Genomic DNA, 18,158 nt, shown 5'->3' on the forward strand with positions numbered 1-18,158 from the left:
TATTTAGTACTAAAGTTAGGATAACAGTGACTTGTAGGTTAAGACACGACCAACCGCATCAACTGGGTACTGATATAACCGCCAAACGTCCCGACGGCATAACCCAAAATACCCAAGAATACACCAACGGGCGCAAGCGACGGATGAAACGCAGTTGCAACAATAGGCGCAGAGGATGCGCCGCCCGTATTGGCATTGGAGCCAACTGCTAAGAAAAAAAATGGCGCCCGAATGAGTCTAGCGACGGCAAAGACAATCACGACGTGGATACTCATCCATAGTAAGCCGATGAGCAATAACCGCCACTGAGAGACGATACCGGCCAGATTGATTTGCATACCGATCGCAGCGATCAGCACAAAGATGAATACCGTCCCTACTTTGGATGCGCCTACGTGGTCAAGGCGACGAATTTTGGTGAACGAGAATGCCACCCCTATCAAGGTGATAATGACTACCATCCAAAAAAATGAACTGGCAAAGCTGTATTGCACTGCCCATTTGTATGGTGCAAAGAAGGCAGCAATTTGTCCGCCAGCAAAGTGCGCGACTCCTACCATGGCAAAACATAAGCCGAACATCACCATCAAATCATTGATAGTCGCTGGGCGGGCATGATCGCGCTCATAGCTCTCGACGGCCTTAATGACTTTATCAATACTACTGGTATCCGCCCTTAAGAATCGATCAATCTTAGCACTATGCTTTGCCATCACCAAAATAGCGAGTAGCCACAATGAGGCGTTGGTAGCATCGACCAAAATCATCATACCAAACAAGTCATCACTGACCCCAAACAGCTCCTTCATGGCCGCTTGGTTAGCTGCGCCGCCGATCCAACTTCCAGCCACGGCAGAAAACCCACGCCATAGCGTATCATCAGTGAACATGGCAGGTGACACCCATTTGGCAATCCCTAAGCTGATAGGTCCGCTGATGATAATAGCGACACTGGCGGCAAAGAACATTGCAATGGCCTTCCAGCCTAAGCCCAATATTTTGGGTACATCCATAGATAGCGTCATCAGTAACAAGCTGGCTGGCAACAGATAAGTGGCGGTAAACCCATAAATTTGCGCGCCAACCCCGTCAGCGAATACCCCTAAGCTGTTTAGGGTTGCTGGGATAAAGCAGCAGAGCACAATACCAGGCAATACCGCATAAAACCGACGCCAAAACTTACCCGGTAGACCCTGAGTATAAAAAACCAGACCAATGATGGCCATGATTATACCAAAGGCCAATGGCAAGTTATCGATTGCTAGATTTGAGGTGGCAGGCATCAACGTGCTCCAAGACAGACAACAGACAAAAGTAAATCAGTATAGACAAGGCAAAAAACTCGCGCAAGCAGCCATCAATGATTAATTTGCTGAATGCTCTTTGATTGAAATAGCAAAACCACAGTAGCCAAAACACTCACTAAGTACCTAAAAGTATGGCAAGACCACATAAAAAAACAGACACGCACAAAAAAGCCAGATAACAAGTATCTGGCCTTTTATTACTATATATAAGCGATCAATGATATCAATCGCTCAATATAACAGTACTACGAGTTGTTACCACGGTTGCCGCCGTTAGAGCGACCTTGGCCACGGCTGTCAGAACGACCCGCTGGACGACCTTGGCTACCGCTTGGACGACCGCGACCTGTTGCAGCGCGCTCACCACGTGGAACACCATTGCTATCGCCACGGCTAGGACCACCAGTACGCTTGCCTTGATACGGCTTACCGCCTGAACGCTCATTTGGCTTGCCAGATGAGTCACGTGGCTTACCTTGATAACCGCTGTCGTTACTAGCACGTTGGCCAGTTGAGGCACTATCGCTTGAACGACCACGGCCTTGACCACCGCCACTAGATTTACCAGCATAGCCACCGCTTGAACGACCACGACCTTGACCACCACCGCCGTTAGAACGACCACGGCCGCGGCCACGACCTTTACCTTTGTTTTCGCTAGGTACGTACGTTTTCTTAGGCTCCATACCTTCAATAACACATACTTCCATCTTACGATCTAAGTAACGGTTGATGGCATTTAGCTGTGGACGATCATCCATGCTACATAGGCTGATTGCGACACCAGTACGGCCAGCACGACCACAACGACCGATACGATGGACGTAATCTTCTGTCTGACGTGGTAAATCATAGTTGATGACGTGCGAGATGGCTGGTACGTCTAGACCACGAGCAGCAACATCAGTCGCTACCAGGATTTTGCATTTACCATTACGCAAGTCTTGAACAATACGGTTACGCTTACTTTGTGGCAAGTCACCATGTAGGAAGCTTGCTTTATGACCGGCTTCTTGTAGCTGTTTTGCCAGTTTTTCAGTACTGCGTTTGGTCGCAGCAAAGATAATGATTTGTTCCATATCTTTATGGCAAACAATCTTATCAAGCAATTTGTTTTTGTGTTCAAAATCATCACAGTAGTACACTTTTTCTTCGATGTGTGCAGATTCTACTTTGATAGAAACACGCTCAGGGTTTTTAGTGAAGCTTGCCGCGATTTTACCTACTGGGCCATCCCAAGTCGCTGAACACATGATGGTTTGACGATCTGTTGGCGCTGCACGAAGGATGTCGCTGATATCATCAGCAAAACCCATGTCTAGCATGCGATCCGCTTCATCAAGTACCAATACTTCTAGGTTTGACAAGTCAACACGACCTGCATTGATATGATCAAGTAGACGACCAGGAGTTGCAACGATAACTTGAACGCCTTTTTTCAAAGCAGTGATCTGACCGTTGTATGGTGCGCCGCCAACTAGTGGTACACAGAACAAACCGCGCATGTCTTTAGAGTAGGTACGTACGCTATCGTGTACCTGCTGAGCAAGCTCACGCGTTGGCGTTAGGATAAGTGCTTTGGTTAGCTTGTCAAAGCTAGTCGCACGGCTCAAACGATCGAGTACAGGAATAACGAATGCGGCTGTTTTACCACTACCCGTTTGCGCTGATAATAGAAGGTCACGACCTGCTAGTGCAAAAGGAATGGCTTGTTCTTGAATAGGAGTTGGATTGGTATAGCCACTGCGATCAAGTGCAGTAAGAATTGGCTTAGCAATGCCAAGATCAGTAAAAGTGACTTTGTTTTCTTCAGTGGCGTCAGTAGTAGCCGCTTCAGTATTTGTAGTAGTGTTTGGCGTGTCAGTGCTTTCGATGATACCGTTTTCAGCGGCAATTGTAGATAAGATGTCAGTCATAAGAATCCTTGGTAAGTATAAGCTGCTGTAAATTCAGCAAACTTGATGCATACCACTGATAACCGTTCACCACGCTGCTCTTATTAACTGACTACCGAACAATATAAAATTATCGATAGCTAGAAACCAAGCCAATAGAGCTTAGCGTCTTTATAATAAATGCGTTCGTGCTGTCTGACGTATTTTGGTGGTAGTGCCGAGTGTCTTATCCTTGCTTGATATACGCTCATTATCGATGCTTTGTCCAAAGCAGATAAAGGCAAACAGCAACCAATCTAGACCCTATTTATGGGGCAGTAGATAAGATATGAGTCAAAAATAACGGATATTGTTATAAAAAGGTTATTTAAGTACACAAAATCATCGGCAACAATTACTTATGGTCATCCTAGACCCAAAATCGCAGGCGATGTTATCAATCTCATAATTCACGATAGCCTGAACTAACGTGGCGACGCAGTATAGCACAATAAAAAATTATATGTACCTATTTCTTCAGATACTGAGTAAATAGGCTTCATATCATCAATATTGAGACTATTAAATAGTTGATCTCATACGATATATGACTATCTGACGACTTTGACATCAGTGACATAGGTCGGTAGCTGCCAAGCACCGCCCGCATCGATAAGTCGGCAAAGTCCAGTGGTGCTCTCGTGACTTTTCTCAAACGCGCGTCCTGTCCATACCCAGTCAACTTTGCTCATACAGTCGCCGATACCGCGTCCTTTTTGTACTGAGCTCAGCTTACCTTTGTCATAGCTTGTGGCGCTGGTCGTCACCAATGTCGGCTTATATGGTTTGCTATCATTGAGGACCCATGCACCGCCACCTGCGTTATAAGCGGCTGTCCAGCAATCATGCTGTGCCAGCAATTGTGAACCATTCAAACGACTGACACGCCAAGGAGACTTGTCCGATAGATTTGGGCAGTCGCCATCTGCATCCTTCATCGTGCTCTTCATTAATGACGCTAATTGAGAAGACTTCATGACAAATTTTTTGTCATTACTCGAATCAGCTTTACCACTTGGCTCTACAAAACGTAATACTGGTACCGCTCTGGGTGGTAGTACGCTGCTATTCGACTTCGCTGTGCCATCACTAGTGATAAAAGCGCTTGGCGTGCCTACTCGTCCTTGGACATCATCAGCTTTTAGCATGACCGCACTAGCGCCTTTGTCTGAAAGCTCCCAGCGTGAGTTACGCAGCGTCAATGTGATCTTACTCGATCTCTGCAGTGCATTGATGAGCGCTGTCACCTGTGCTTGAGTGAGCTCAGCGTTACCTGCCGCTGTAGAGTATGGCTTGGTTTCGCCGTAATTTCTATCGTTAATAGATAGGGATATTCGATGACGGTTACCCAACTGCATTAAAGCTTTAGAAGAGCTGTCTCTTGCGCCGCCAAGTTTTACCTTGCCATCCACACCGGCATCTGCCCCTGCACGGCGTGTCAACAATATAGATACGGGAAACTCGCTGTTATTTTCTGCTTGATACCCTGCCAGCCGGCAAGTGCGGGTATTGTCACAGACCACTTGCCAGTCTTGACTGGTAAATTCAGTGTGTGCATGTGACACACTCGCTGTACCGAACAATGCAGCCCCGATAGCGGCAATCATGGGTAAGCGCATTTTGTTTTTTGTGCGAAAGACAGAGGCGTTTTTTATTATTTTAGCATCAGACTCCAAATGCCCGTCACTATCCACGTTATGAGCATCACAATTTCGTCCCTTTACATCCATGCGGTGATCAACCTCATTATCATCATTCAAGCCATTGACGCCCAAATGATCAGAACAGCTCAGCAGTGATCCTGTGTTCGTGTTGTTATAGTCCTTCATAGTCATTACCCATCAATCGAATAAGTATAAACACCTGTCCATTACGACAGTAAACCGCTATCTTAACGCACCAATGTTTCTATCTGTTATTCTAATGTAGCATTATGTAAGCATAAAATAAAGTGCACCTCTGTCCCTATATCCATAAACCAACATTAAAGCAAAAAAGGCTGATAAGTGAACCACTTATCAGCCTTGCTATGATGCTTAGACAGCCTACAACGTCTAGGTTAGTTGATTGGCTTTAGCTCCAATGCTATCGCACGTTTGACGGCAGGGCGCTCAGCAATGGCATGAGCCCAGCGCTGTACATGTTTATAGTCTTGTACTTGTAAAAACTCTGCCGCATCGTAGAGCTTACCGAGTACCAACTGTCCATACCATGCCCACACGATCATATCCGCTATATTGTAGTCAGCCTCGTCATTGCCACATAGGTATAGGTTGTCTTTTAGATGAATATCCAATACATCAAGCTGACGCTTAGTCTCCATTGTATAGCGGTTGATTGGGTACTCTAATGGCTCTGGTGCATAGGCATAGAAATGTCCAAAGCCGCCACCTAAGAAAGGCGCGCTACCCATTTGCCACATAATCCAAGATAGGCAATCTGCTCGCGCTTTGCCTGGTGATAAAGGCAAGAATTTGTCAAACTTTTCTGCTAAGTACATCAAGATAGCACCTGACTCAAAAAGTGCGATAGGCTCGCCTGCGGTATCTGCAGAATGGTCAACCAAGGCTGGAATTTTTGAGTTAGGGTTTATCGTCACAAAGCCAGAGCCAAATTGCTCACCTTGAGAGATATCAATTTTATACGCATCGTACTCAGCGCCACTAATACCAGCTTCAGCCAGCTCCTCTAGTAATATATTTACTTTGACACCATTGGGTGTGTTTAGGGAGTATAGTTGTAGCGGCGCATCCCCTATCGGTAGCTCTTTGTCATAGCGTGCTCCAGATGTTGGGCGATTGATGCTAGCAAACTTACCGCCATTATCTTTATCTTGTGTCCAGACTTTAGGTGGCACGTATTTGTCATTTTGCACATTGTCAGTTGTTTCAGTACTCATAAAATATCCTTAGTGATGACTATTCATTATTATTCAGCTTGTATTTGCTCTTATTGTTTGGTGACTGTCTTCTTAGTCACTCGATAATACGACTGGCTGGCAAGACTTTACTATAACGACAACCTCTATTGACATTAAAGTCCTATCTTGTAATCAATGTTGCGATTCCATGGCTACCATGACGTTAGACGATTAATAGATACCGTATGGAAAATGCTATAGCTCGCCACATAGTCTATTAGCAGGTTCTGTTATCGCCTCCGTTACCTTGAGTCACTTTTATTATCATTCAGGCTTTCTTATACTACTCAGCTTGTATGGCGCACTCTGATCGCAAACCTACGATCTTTCCTACTTCATAATCAGACCCCTAATGGGATTGACATGCTAACGCTTACCCCGACACAAGATAAATATCTACCCTATGTACTGGCGGTAGCGCTGTTTATGCAAATTTTAGACGCCACTATCTTGAATACCTCGTTACCGCAAATGGCGCAGGCATTAGGCGAGTCTCCCTTAAAAATGCAATGGGCAGTCATCAGTTACGCACTGACATTAGCGATTTTTATCCCTATCAGTGGGTTCTTAGCAGATAAATATGGCACCCGCCGTGTGTTCTTATCAGCGATTGTGATCTTCTGTATTGGCTCAGTACTGTGCGCCGCCTCGCCTACCCTAGATTTTTTGATTGGTTCACGGGTGATACAGGGTATTGGCGGTGCGATGATGACGCCCGTTGCACGTCTGATATTGGTGAAGTCATACCCACGCAATAAGCTGCTCACCGTCATGAACTTTGCGGTCATACCAGCGTTAGTCGCGCCCTTAGTAGGACCGGTACTGGGCGGCTATATCGTGCAGTATGCCAGCTGGCATTGGATATTTTTGATTAACATGCCAATGGGGATAGCAGGGTTTATCATGGGCAAAAAACTGGTGCCTGCTTTGTTTGAAGATACCAAGCGTCTGGATTGGACAGGGTTTTTACTGTTTGCCGCTGCCGCTTGTGGTTTTACGCTTGCCGTCGAGTTTGGCTCACATACAGGGCGCGGACTTTATGGCTTATTATTTGGTTTGGGCGCGAGTTTATTGATGGGCGCCTATGTTTGGCATGCCAAGCGACGATCAACGCCTCTATTCCCCTTGAGTTTATTTGATATTCGTACCTTTCGTATTGGAATTACTGGTAACCTATTCACCCGCCTTGGTATCAGTGCTGTGCCGTTTTTGCTACCGCTACTGCTACAGGTGGTGTTTGAATATTCACCCTCGCAGGCAGGGTGGTTGCTCGCCCCCATTGCTGTTGGCGCTATCGGTATCAAGCCTTGGGTTAGCAAAATTATCCAGCGTTTTAGCTATCGCAAGGTTCTGGTATACAACACTTTATTTATGGGCTCTCTCATCATTGTATTGGCGCAGTTTAATGATGCCTCGCAGTGGTTGTGGTTTATACCCATACTAACCATAATGGGCGCTTGTAACTCAATGCAGTTCAGTGCAATGAACACCATTACAATCGGTGATTTGCAAGGAGCGCAGACCAGTAGCGGGAATAGCTTGATGGCGGTCAATCAGCAGTTGGCTATTAGCTTCGGCATTGCTTTTGGGGCAGCGGTACTAAATATCCTGCGTGAGCGCTTGCAAATGGATACGCTAGTCGCCTTCCAAACCACCTACTGGATATTAGGGATCTTGACGATACTATCAGGGTTATACTTTTTGCGCCTAAAACCTGAGGACGGTCGCGGCTTATATTGAATATTAACGATAACGGTTCTAAAAATACACATTGTTAAAGGTCGTTAAAAGACAATGCTGTCAAAAATCATGTCATAGATGACATCATTACTTTTAAAGGCAAAGCGTACACACATAAAAAAGCCAGCGTATCACTGGCTCAAAACCAATAGTACGCTGGCAAGTTCATATTACGCCTATCTATAATAATGACCTAAGGCGCGTCATCATCGTTGATCTGTGATTGGATATAGCGCTCTGCACCAATACTCTCAATCAGATCTTCTTGGGTCTCTAACCAGTCCTGATATTCTTCGTTACCATCTTTCAAAGTGACCAGTAGTTGACGAGAGACATAATCAGACTTTGTCTCGCATAGAGTGATGGCATCAGTAATAATACTAAATTTTTGCTTTTCTAAACGCAGGTTGCAATCGATGACCTCTGGCACATCTTCACCAACCAACACTTTACCCAGTTCTTGTAAGTTTGGCAGGCCACCTAATAGTAAAATACGCGCAATCAAATCATCTGACCACTTCATCTCAGCAATAGATTGCTTATAGAGTGAATCGTTAAGCGCCTCTAATCCCCAGTGACGAGCGATACGCGCGTGCAAAAAATACTGATTGATTGCAATCAACGACTGCCCAAGCACTTTGTTTAGTGCGCGAATAACTTCTTTATCCCCTCTCATTACCTCTCTCCCTTTCATATTTATACTAAATGCTATGGTGTTTTATTCATGTCTATTATGATATCAGACAAGATTAGGAGTCACCTCAGCCATTTGGCTTTGTAGGTAATTGGGCAGACCAATCATATCAATCAAACGTAGCTGCTGCTCTAACCAGTGTGCATGATCCTCTTCCGTATCTTTTAGCTGCTCAACCAACATCTCACGCGTGACATAGTCATGCTCTGCTTCACAAAGCGCGATGCCATCTTTTAAATGCTGCTGTACTTGGTACTCTAAATCTAAATCAAGCTGCAACATCTCAGGAACAGTGCTACCGATATTGATTTTATCGACTGTCATCTTAGGGGTGCCGCTCAGCATCAAAATACGGCGGACAATCGCCTGTGCGTGCAGCGTCTCATCATCCATTTCGTGATGGATACGATCATATAATTTGCCGTAGTGCCATTCAGCATACATCTCTGAGTGGATAAAATATTGGTCACGAGCGGCAAGCTCGCCGCCTAGCAAAAAATTCAAATAATCAATAACTTTTTGGCTACCTATCATAATGCGTACTCCTCTATTTATTTTTTGCACTTCACCTTATATTCACAATTAAATATATAAGGACAGCATGATTGGTAAACTGGTCAGTAAAGAGCAAAGTCAACAAAACATCTTACAATCTTAGACAGATATAGTAGCATACAGGCGCTATATAGCATGTAATGTTGTGAACTAAGAATAAGATGCTAATTGAGAATTATAATTGTCTACAATTGCTAATCAGGATACTTGATACAAGTCTGTAGCAAGTAGGTCGGTGTATCAAAGAGGTTATATGGACGCTTGCAACCTACCCCTTATGTATAATGAAAGAGTAAATGCAATATATTGAATATATATTTTTATGTTGGAAATACAATAGCTTACGCTAAATATACTTAAACCGCATATGCTAAAACATCGAGACTGGCATGATGCTCGTCCAAGTAGTCATTAACCATAGGCTCGCAGCATCCACAGCACGTTGCCACATCTAGAGTGTCTTTTAGACCATCAAGGGTATCGACACCAGATGCAATAGCTGCCTTGATTTGCTTTTCTTTTACGTTGTTGCAGATACATACGTACATGAACGGGCTCCTCTGAATACCACTACTTATTCGATGAATCACGATATGCAGTATAATAACGATAACTATTATCATTTTCAATAACATTTAACATCTTTTTTTAGTCGCAGCAGTATTACTATGTCTTTTTTCATCTATTTATGTAAGTGGATATAAGCGTGCATGTAACCGAATATTGTCGAAGGTAGTGAATTAACGATGAACTGTAATTTTGCTTATTTTTTAATCGATTTTGTAGATAACTGCTGTTATATTGAACCCCTATAAACGAAGCCCATTGGAATTTTCCTATGTCTGATAATAATTTTACGATACGACCTATTGATTTGTTTAAAGTCTTATCTGATCCGACACGCCTAAAAATATTTCAAATTCTTTTCAAAAAAGAAACACGTTGCGTGGGCGATCTAGTAGACATGCTTGATCAGCCGCAGCCCACGATATCGCGGCATTTGAACCATTTGAAAAAATTAGGTATCTTAAGCTGTGTACGTGACGGTACATGGATGTGGTATGAGGTCGCTGATGATTTACCAGAGTGGTGTCAAGAGATCTTAGACATCACTTATGATCAACTTGCCCCAAGTGATATCGACAAAGACGAGTCAAAACCTGCTTAAGTATCATAAAGGCGACGGTTCAGTTCACTGTAGCTAAGATGATGAGAGCAGCCAATAAAAAAGCCTACATAAGTAGGCTTTTTTATTGGCTCGTCAGCTGCTTATGTCAGATCTAAGAAGTCACTGATAAACGCATTGGCTGGCTGATGTATCAGCTCCTCTGACGTCCCTACCTGCTCTACTCGCCCTTGGTTCATCACCACAATCTCATCTGATACGGCGCGAGCTTCTTCCTGATCGTGAGTCACCATGATGCTTGTGATACCGAGCTCATGATGGATGTTTTTTAGCCACGTACGTAGCTCTTTACGTACTTTGGCATCTAGCGCGCCAAATGGCTCATCAAGCAGTAATAGCTTTGGCTTTACAGCGAGTGCGCGCGCTAGTGCAATACGCTGACGTTGACCACCTGATAACTGATGTGGATAAGCATTGGCCACTTGTGGGAGCTGTACCAGATCTAGTAGCTCTGCCACACGCTTATTGATATCCGCTTTACTAGGTCGCTCATTTTTTGGTAGTAGTGTTAGACCAAAGGCGACATTGTCTGCGATGTTCTTATGGCGAAATAGCGCATAGTGCTGAAACATAAAACCAATATGGCGCTTTTGTACAGGGGTATTGGTGACATCTAACTCATCAAACAATACCTGCCCAGAGTCAGCATATTCTAAGCCTGCGATAATACGTAGCAACGTGGTCTTACCGCAGCCTGAAGGACCTAATAGCGTCGTCAACTTGCCAGTCGGTACAGTGATATTGATATTATCTAAAGCCGTAAAGTTACCGAATTTTTTATTAACGTTGCGAATCTCAATGCTCATAATCGTATCTCTTATTATGTCTTTTGTCGTATCGTAGCAAGGTACTGGGTAGCTACTATGTCAGTCCTATTAACACTGCCAAGTTGGATATCGTTGAATCGCGTTACTTATCACTTATCAACACTCTCAGCTGTTGCAGTCGTTGCATTGGCACTTACTGGTAGCTCAGGTGCACTCGCTAAACGCTCAGACTTTGCAAACTTACGTTCTTGCATTTTGGTCATGACTTGCTGAATCAATAGCGTTATCAAGGCAAGTGCGGCCAGTAAGCTCGATAAAGCAAACGCAGCAGTAAAGTTATAATCGTTGTAGGCAATCTCAACCAATAGCGGCATGGTGTTGGTCTCACCGCGAATATGACCAGATACAACGCTGACAGCACCAAACTCACCCATCGCACGCGCATTGGTCAAAATCAAACCATACAGCAGTGCCCATTTGATATTAGGCAGTGTCACATGCCAAAAAGTCTGCCAACCACTCGCACCTAAGGTTAACGCTGCTTGCTCCTCAGAGTCGCCTTGGGTTTGCATCAGCGGTATCAACTCCCGTGCGACAAAAGGAAAGGTCACAAATAGTGTCGCCAAAATGATACCAGGTACGGCATAGATCACCTGAAAGCCCATACTCTCAAGCCAGCCACCGATTGTAGAGTTCAGACCGAATAGCAGCACAAACATCAAACCGGCAACAACTGGTGATACTGAGAACGGTAAATCAAGCAGTGTGGTCACCAGCTGCTTGCCTTTGAACTGGTAGCGTGTGACCAACCATGCAATCGCAATACCCATCACCATATTGATCGGCAACACAATGGCGGCAGTAATCAACGTAAGCTTGATGGCTTGCAATGCTTCAGGATCAACCAATGAGGCAAGATATAACTGCCAGCCATTTTTGAATGCTTCATAAAACACAGCCAATAATGGCACCACAAGCATCAAGACCATAAACAGCACGGCAATAACAATAAAGGTGCGGCGTATCCATGGGGAATCTTTAGTCGCTGCGTTTTTTTGGTAGTCGTAGCTATTGGATATTTGCATATTAGCGAGCTCCTACACGGCGCGACAGTTTCCACTGCATGATATTAATGGTCAACAAGATAATAAACGATATGAGCAGCATAAATAGTGCGACCGCAGAGGCGCCTTGAATGTCAAACTGCTCAAGCTTACTGATGATAATGAGTGGCAAAATTTCAGACTGCATCGGTATGTTGCCAGCGATAAAGATAACCGAGCCATACTCACCAGTCGCACGAGCAAACATCATACCTGCACCCATCAGCAAGGCAGGCAATAACTCTGGCAAGATCACTTTACGAAATGTCGTGAGACGATTGGCACCCAAAACCGCAGATGCTTCTTCAAACTCGACTGATAGCTCAGCGAGTACTGGCTGCACGGCACGAACGATAAAGGGAAAGCTCACGACGACCAGTGCCAACCAAATACCTATTGGCGTAAAGGCCACCTGAATATCAAACTTGGCAAACCATTGACCAATTAAGCCATTAGGCGCATATAGAGTCGCCAGTGAGATACCTGTTACTGCCGTTGGCAACGCAAATGGAAGATCGACCAAAGCATTGATGAGTGACTTTCCCCAAAACTCATAGCGAACCAGCACCCAAGCGACCAATGTACCAAACACCATGTTGGTCAGCATCGCCAAAAACGACATCCATAAGCTCAGTTTGATAGCAGCAGTGACCTGCGGCTGAGTAATGGTATCCCAAAACCCAGTCCACCCCATCTGGGTTGTGGTATAGGCCATCATGGCAAACGGTAGGACTACCAATAACGACAAGCTAAAGACAGTTATACCCATGCTCAGACCAAACCCAGGTAGCACATTGCGCTGACGCAAACGGGTTAGCCAACCCTTTTTATTGGCGGGTTTACTGGCAGAAGAAGATGTTGCACTCATAGTGATGTCCTATTGCCTAACTGGTGGTACTTAGCGAGGGTGCTCACCGTAAGACCATTATTACTATTGTTATAAAAATTATTATTGGTCGGCTTATGATATAAAGGACATAGTGCGTACGACCATGTCCTTTATGGGGTGCTTCATAACTAACTGTCGAGCTAATCAATGTCTAGCGCAGTAGCGGCTCTAAATCATTGACTAACAATTACTGCGGTGCATTAATCGCTAGCTGGTCAAACACACCACCATCGCTGAAGTACGTGCTCATGATCTCGTCCCATGTGCCAAAGGCATCGTTCGGACGGAAAGTTTCAACTGGCGGCAGTTTATCTCCATTTTTTTCAAGAACGCTTTGGACACTAGGGCGCAAGTATAGGTCAGCTGCTAGCTGCTGAGCAGGCTCACTCCACAAGTAATCAAGATACGCTTTGGCAGCGTCTGTAGTGCCCTTTTTATCTGTTACGGTCTTCACGACAGCCACAGGGCTCTCTGATTTGATTGAGTATTTTGGATACACGATATCGACTTGACCAGCACCGAAATCAGTCGCTGCTAGGTTTGCTTCGTTTTCAAAAGTGACCAAAACATCACCGATACCGCGCTGTACGAAAGTCGTCGTTGCTGCACGTCCGCCATTCTCATAAACTTTGACATTTTTTAGCATGTCTTTGACGTAGCCTTTAGCTTTTGTTTCATCTTCATTAAAAGCATGTAGACCATAACCATATGCACCTAAGAACGCATAACGACCGTTACCTGTGACCTTCGGATTGGCCATGACGATCTCAATACCGTCTTGGGTCAAGTCTTCCCAGTCTTGAATATTTTTTGGATTGTCTTTACGTACCAAAAATACGATTGTACTGGTGAACGGAACCGCATTGTCTGGGAATTTGCTTTCCCAATCTGACTCAACCAAGCCTTTTTTCTCAAGTAACTCAATATCAGAGCCTTGGTTCATAGTAGCAACATCTGCTTGTAGGCCGTTAGCAACAGACAACGCTTGCTTGCTTGAGCCGCCATGCGATTGCTTAATTAAGATATCGCTGTCTGGGTTCTCAGCTTTATAGTGCTCAACAAACAATGGGTTGTAGTCTTTATAAAAGTCACGTGCCACATCGTATGAGACATTCAGTAGCTCAATGCTCTGCCCTTCTGCTGCCGTACCATCAGCGTTAGCAGCCGCATCAGTCGTCTCGCTATTGCTACAGCCAGCCAGACCAAGTGTCAAGGCAACGCCAGCAATACTTAAGGCACTAAGAGTTTTACTTTTTTGTTGATAACCGGCTACGTCTGTCATAAATACCTCAAAGATGTCTGTTGTGTGATGCAAGTATGCTAACAGTGCCATCTTATTATGTTTAATGATGAATATGCGTATGTTATTGCCAAAAGGGAATAACAAGCGGACAATTCTAAACATATCAATAATTTATCACACTACGAGTTATGTATAACTGTTGGTTTAGCAATGGACAGTGTTGCTACTGGCACAAATGCGATCTGCCTTACATATGCCTTCTTGTATGTACCTTAGTAATGATAGGCAAGATAGACAGTTCTACAAATTAGATAATCAGCGGCTACTTGCTGCTCGTCTTGGTGCTCGCCAGCTGATCAAAACGGCCGCCATCGACAAAAAATCCATCCATAATTTGGTTCCATGAGCCAAAGACCGTCACAGGATCAAACGTCTCGATATCAGGTAATGTATCCTTGTGAGTGGCTAGGACTTGCTCGTTACTTGGGCGCATGTACATCTCTGCCATGAGCTCTTGTGCAGGCTTGTCCCATAAACCTTTCAGATAAGCATTTGCCGCTGCCGTCTTACCTGATTTTTCAGTCACTGCCGTGACCACTGCTACTGGGTTGGCGATGGTAATAGAGTAGCTTGGATAGACGATATCGACCTGACCTTTGGCAAACTGCTTGGCTGTCAAATGCGCTTCGTTTTCAGTCGTAATCAGCACATCCCCTAGGCCGCGCTGAGTGAAGCTGGTAGTTGCTGCACGCGCGCCATTGTCATAAGTGACTACGTTTGCTAGCAGCTTTTTGATAAAGCCATCAGTTTTAGTAGGGTTTTCGCTGCTCTTTTCTTTAAATTGATGCAGCCCATAGCCATAAGCACCTAAGAACGCATAGCGTGCCGTGCCACTGGTCTTGGGGTTAGGGATAACGACTTCGACATCATTACGTGCCAAATCTGACCAGTCTTTAATGTTTTTTGGATTGCCCGTACGAACCAGTAGCACCATCGTACTGGTATAAGGGACAGCGCCATTGGGTAACGCTTGCTGCCAGTCAGTGCTGACTAAGCCTCTCTCGACCAATAAGTTCATATCGGTTTCTTGATTAAAAGTCACCACATCAGCCTGCAAACCATTGGCCACGGACAGTGCTTGCTTACTTGAGCCACCATGTGATTGGTTGACCTTTACCTCGCTGTCTGGATGGGATTTGAGATAATCAGTACGAAATAGCTCATTGTAGTCTCTATAAAAATCGCGAGATACGTCATAAGAGACATTGAGCAGGCTAACGTCTTGTGAGTCGTTATTGCCAGCTGCGACGGCATCATTCTGTGTGGCTTCAGTTGGGCTACACCCAGTCATTATGGCCGCTGCAGTAATGATACTGCTGATACCAAGAGTCTTGGCGGATAGGCGACGGTCACTCACGAACTGAATGTTTGTTGTTTTTTGCATGAGATTCTCAGTAAAGGTAATAGAACGTTTGTGCCAAAATAATTTTCACTATGAATGACTATTTTGGAGGACGTTTTTATTTTTGGGTCTTGGGGAGGATGAAAGCTATGCTATCAGCATAAATAGCAAACGCTTAGTGACGAATTCGCTTATCGAATAGTGATGTTGGCATAAGTGCTGTCAGTCTTTGTTTGACAGCATGAGGAGTAAAAAAAGGTACATCACTGCTGGCAGGTTTATTCAGTAGACTATAATTTGGGTAATCGGTACCATTGTTTGTATACGATAAGGTTTTCAGACCCTAGTAATTTGAATCTTTACCTTTTTACTCGACCAAAGGCATTTATATGACTCTTTCGTACCGTCGCTTTTATTCTGCTGGTAGGCTCATGATGATCACCTCTGCCCTTATGGCTTTAATAGGCTGTAACAACATGTCGCCTACTATGAATAGCGCTAATCAAAGCACTATCAAATCAGTAATTAGTTCAGTAGATGAAGTTTTTGCAGACAAACTTTCAGCGGATTATGCTTCTGCAGACTACGATAAACGTGCTCAAGGCTATGACTGGGTTGGCGTAAAGGTACGAGCAGAGAGTGATCAGCAGATTGATATTAAAGTTCGTTCACGCAGCGATATCAAAAAACCTACTTGTCACTTCGATGGCAAGGCGATACTCATGGGGCAAGATGCCGCTCACGGTACGATTTTTCAGGCACAGGTAAATGACAGCACCGCCTTTTTTCAATTTAAAGATGACACTCTCACCATCGACAGTACAGACAAGTATGCACTGAACTATTTTTGCTCAGGTGGTGGCTCGCTTGCTGGAGAATATAAAAAGTTGGCAGCAGGTCTAGAGATCTAATAGTCAGCGCTGGTGTTTGGAAATAGTAGAAAAAAAGGTGCCAGACCATAAGTCTGACACCTTTTTTATAACTGGTTTCGTACGCGTTATTTATACTGATGATCAGTCGTTATACCGCAGACGCCCCTGTTAATTTAACTTCAGCACGTTCTTCGCGAGCGATACCGGCGTAGTAATCACGCAAAATCTGTAATACTTCTGGACGACTAAAGTTATCTGGCACATCCATGTCTTCTGATAGTGCTTTACGCAGTTTAGTACCTGAGACTTTAACGTGCTCAGAGGCATCGTGCGGACAAGTCTTGTCAGAGGCCATCGCATTACAAGCATTACACCAGAACGTCCAGCCAATTTTTAGTGGTTGGGTGATAAGGTCATCTTTACCAACATGTTCAAAAATCGTTTGTGCATCAAACGCACCATAGTAATCACCCACACCCGCATGGTCACGGCCGACAATCAGGTGGCTACAGCCATAGTTTTGACGGAATAGCGCATGCAGTAGCGCCTCGCGTGGACCGGCATAGCGCATGTCTAACGGATAACCCGCTTGGATAACAGTATCTTGTCTAAAGTAATTATCGATTAGCGTTTTGATGGCTTCTTGACGGACTTCTGCTGGGATATCGCCCGGCTTTAGCGCGCCTAGTAATGAATGAATCAATACACCATCACAGATCTCAATTGCAATCTTGGCCAGATATTCGTGTGAACGGTGCATTGGGTTACGCGTTTGAAATGCCGCCACTGTCTTCCAGCCTTTAGCATCTAAAATTTCGCGTGTCTCTGCGGGCGTTTTGTAGATCTCTGGATATAGTGTTGGGAACTCGCCTTCACTCAATACTTCAACGCTACCGGCAATATTGACAGCTTCTTGATTCAGTACTTGCTGAACACCTGGATGCTCTGAATCGGTAGTTGTAAATACTTGCTGGCACTCGTGCTCTTTATCGATAGTGTAGGTTTCTTCTACTGTCAAAATACCCATGACTTCGCCATCTTGAGCAACTAAGGCTACTTTGTCACCTTGACTCAAACTGTCCGCAGTCTCTGTTGGCGCAGATAGCGTGATAGGAATTGGCCAAAACAAGCCTGCGTTTTCGCCGCTTTGCAAGCGCATGTTGTCTACCACGCCCTGCCAGTCCGCTTGATTCATAAAACCATTTAGTGGCGTGAAGCCGCCGATACCGAACATGATCAAATCACCGCGCTCACGTGAGCTGAGGGTAATAGATGGCAATGTGCTGGCAAGCTCTAACGCTTGAGCACGTGCATCATCATTTAATAGTAAAGGTTTAAGTACGTCACTACCATGTGGCGGAACGAGTTTTGACTGGGTCGGAGCTTGAGTTTGAGTCATATAATTTTTAAAACCTCTTAAATAAAAGAATGGTCGAAGAAAATAAGTTGCTGTAAAGTGTCGCTTATATAGGTAGCTGCTAGCAAAAAATAGTGTAATAGTCGTTAGAGGAGTAATAACCATCAGGCATTGAATTTGATACGCATA

Annotated in this window: 16 protein-coding genes; 3 read left to right on the forward strand and 13 right to left on the reverse strand. The window is 44.6% G+C overall.

Translation table 11 applies throughout. From position 1 onward, the window contains the following. Positions 1-38 precede the first annotated feature (38 nt). From AC5JPT_RS03200 to yghU, 4 genes are all read right to left on the reverse strand, one after another. On the reverse strand, positions 39-1,283 hold the full coding sequence (locus AC5JPT_RS03200; RefSeq protein WP_443526450.1) for a DUF819 family protein: 1,245 nt from the start codon (positions 1,281-1,283) through the stop codon (positions 39-41). Positions 1,284-1,552: 269 nt separating this feature from the next. Further along, a complete protein-coding gene (csdA, locus tag AC5JPT_RS03205; RefSeq protein ID WP_443526449.1) occupies positions 1,553-3,223 on the reverse strand; it encodes a DEAD/DEAH box helicase CsdA in 1,671 nt (556 codons plus the stop codon). 569 nt (positions 3,224-3,792) lie between these two features. Continuing rightward, on the reverse strand, positions 3,793-5,070 hold the full coding sequence (locus tag AC5JPT_RS03210; RefSeq protein ID WP_493857097.1) for a DUF1176 domain-containing protein: 1,278 nt from the start codon (positions 5,068-5,070) through the stop codon (positions 3,793-3,795). Positions 5,071-5,300: 230 nt separating this feature from the next. Further along, on the reverse strand, positions 5,301-6,140 hold the full coding sequence (gene yghU / locus AC5JPT_RS03215; protein WP_493857098.1) for a glutathione-dependent disulfide-bond oxidoreductase: 840 nt from the start codon (positions 6,138-6,140) through the stop codon (positions 5,301-5,303). 384 nt (positions 6,141-6,524) lie between these two features. Here yghU and AC5JPT_RS03220 point away from each other — a divergent pair, with 384 nt between their 5' ends. Continuing rightward, a complete protein-coding gene (locus AC5JPT_RS03220; RefSeq protein ID WP_493857099.1) occupies positions 6,525-7,901 on the forward strand; it encodes a DHA2 family efflux MFS transporter permease subunit in 1,377 nt (458 codons plus the stop codon). 193 nt (positions 7,902-8,094) lie between these two features. On the opposite strand, the gene bfr (AC5JPT_RS03225) is transcribed toward AC5JPT_RS03220, so the two are convergent. From bfr (AC5JPT_RS03225) to AC5JPT_RS03235, 3 genes are all read right to left on the reverse strand, one after another. Beyond that, the gene (gene bfr / locus AC5JPT_RS03225; RefSeq protein ID WP_443526441.1) at positions 8,095-8,577 is read right to left on the reverse strand and encodes a bacterioferritin; all 483 of its coding nucleotides are present in this window, start codon (positions 8,575-8,577) and stop codon (positions 8,095-8,097) included. 63 nt (positions 8,578-8,640) lie between these two features. Further along, the gene (bfr, locus tag AC5JPT_RS03230) at positions 8,641-9,129 is read right to left on the reverse strand and encodes a bacterioferritin (RefSeq protein WP_319051701.1); all 489 of its coding nucleotides are present in this window, start codon (positions 9,127-9,129) and stop codon (positions 8,641-8,643) included. A 377-nt stretch (positions 9,130-9,506) separates the two neighbouring features. Further along, positions 9,507-9,698 (reverse strand): (2Fe-2S)-binding protein, encoded by a 192-nt coding sequence (locus AC5JPT_RS03235; RefSeq protein WP_319051702.1) that lies wholly within the window; start codon positions 9,696-9,698, stop codon positions 9,507-9,509. A gap of 290 nt (positions 9,699-9,988) precedes the next feature. Here AC5JPT_RS03235 and AC5JPT_RS03240 point away from each other — a divergent pair, with 290 nt between their 5' ends. Further along, entirely contained in the window at positions 9,989-10,318 is a 330-nt protein-coding gene (locus tag AC5JPT_RS03240; protein ID WP_443526439.1) for an ArsR/SmtB family transcription factor, read from the forward strand. 101 nt (positions 10,319-10,419) lie between these two features. Here AC5JPT_RS03240 and AC5JPT_RS03245 read toward each other — a convergent pair whose 3' ends face one another. The 5 genes from AC5JPT_RS03245 to AC5JPT_RS03265 form a co-directional block, all read right to left on the reverse strand. Further along, on the reverse strand, positions 10,420-11,142 hold the full coding sequence (locus AC5JPT_RS03245) for a sulfate/molybdate ABC transporter ATP-binding protein (protein WP_319051705.1): 723 nt from the start codon (positions 11,140-11,142) through the stop codon (positions 10,420-10,422). A 110-nt stretch (positions 11,143-11,252) separates the two neighbouring features. Continuing rightward, the gene (gene cysW, locus AC5JPT_RS03250) at positions 11,253-12,188 is read right to left on the reverse strand and encodes a sulfate ABC transporter permease subunit CysW (protein ID WP_443526436.1); all 936 of its coding nucleotides are present in this window, start codon (positions 12,186-12,188) and stop codon (positions 11,253-11,255) included. A gap of 1 nt (position 12,189) precedes the next feature. Further along, the gene (cysT, locus tag AC5JPT_RS03255) at positions 12,190-13,074 is read right to left on the reverse strand and encodes a sulfate ABC transporter permease subunit CysT (RefSeq protein WP_443526434.1); all 885 of its coding nucleotides are present in this window, start codon (positions 13,072-13,074) and stop codon (positions 12,190-12,192) included. 208 nt (positions 13,075-13,282) lie between these two features. Beyond that, the gene (locus AC5JPT_RS03260; RefSeq protein ID WP_443526432.1) at positions 13,283-14,377 is read right to left on the reverse strand and encodes a sulfate ABC transporter substrate-binding protein; all 1,095 of its coding nucleotides are present in this window, start codon (positions 14,375-14,377) and stop codon (positions 13,283-13,285) included. A 283-nt stretch (positions 14,378-14,660) separates the two neighbouring features. Beyond that, entirely contained in the window at positions 14,661-15,782 is a 1,122-nt protein-coding gene (locus AC5JPT_RS03265; protein WP_493851881.1) for a sulfate ABC transporter substrate-binding protein, read from the reverse strand. 347 nt (positions 15,783-16,129) lie between these two features. Between AC5JPT_RS03265 and AC5JPT_RS03270 the strand changes: the two genes are divergently transcribed. Further along, positions 16,130-16,651 carry a hypothetical protein gene (locus AC5JPT_RS03270; RefSeq protein ID WP_443526430.1) on the forward strand — a complete coding sequence of 174 codons (522 nt, stop codon included), beginning with the start codon at positions 16,130-16,132 and terminating at the stop codon, positions 16,649-16,651. Between the two features lie 109 nt (positions 16,652-16,760). On the opposite strand, the gene sat is transcribed toward AC5JPT_RS03270, so the two are convergent. After that, positions 16,761-18,011: a sulfate adenylyltransferase gene (sat, locus tag AC5JPT_RS03275; RefSeq protein ID WP_443526428.1), complete on the reverse strand. Its 1,251-nt coding sequence runs from the start codon at positions 18,009-18,011 to the stop codon at positions 16,761-16,763. Positions 18,012-18,158: the final 147 nt, after the last annotated feature.

This window comes from Psychrobacter sp. H26 (genome assembly GCF_059073035.1).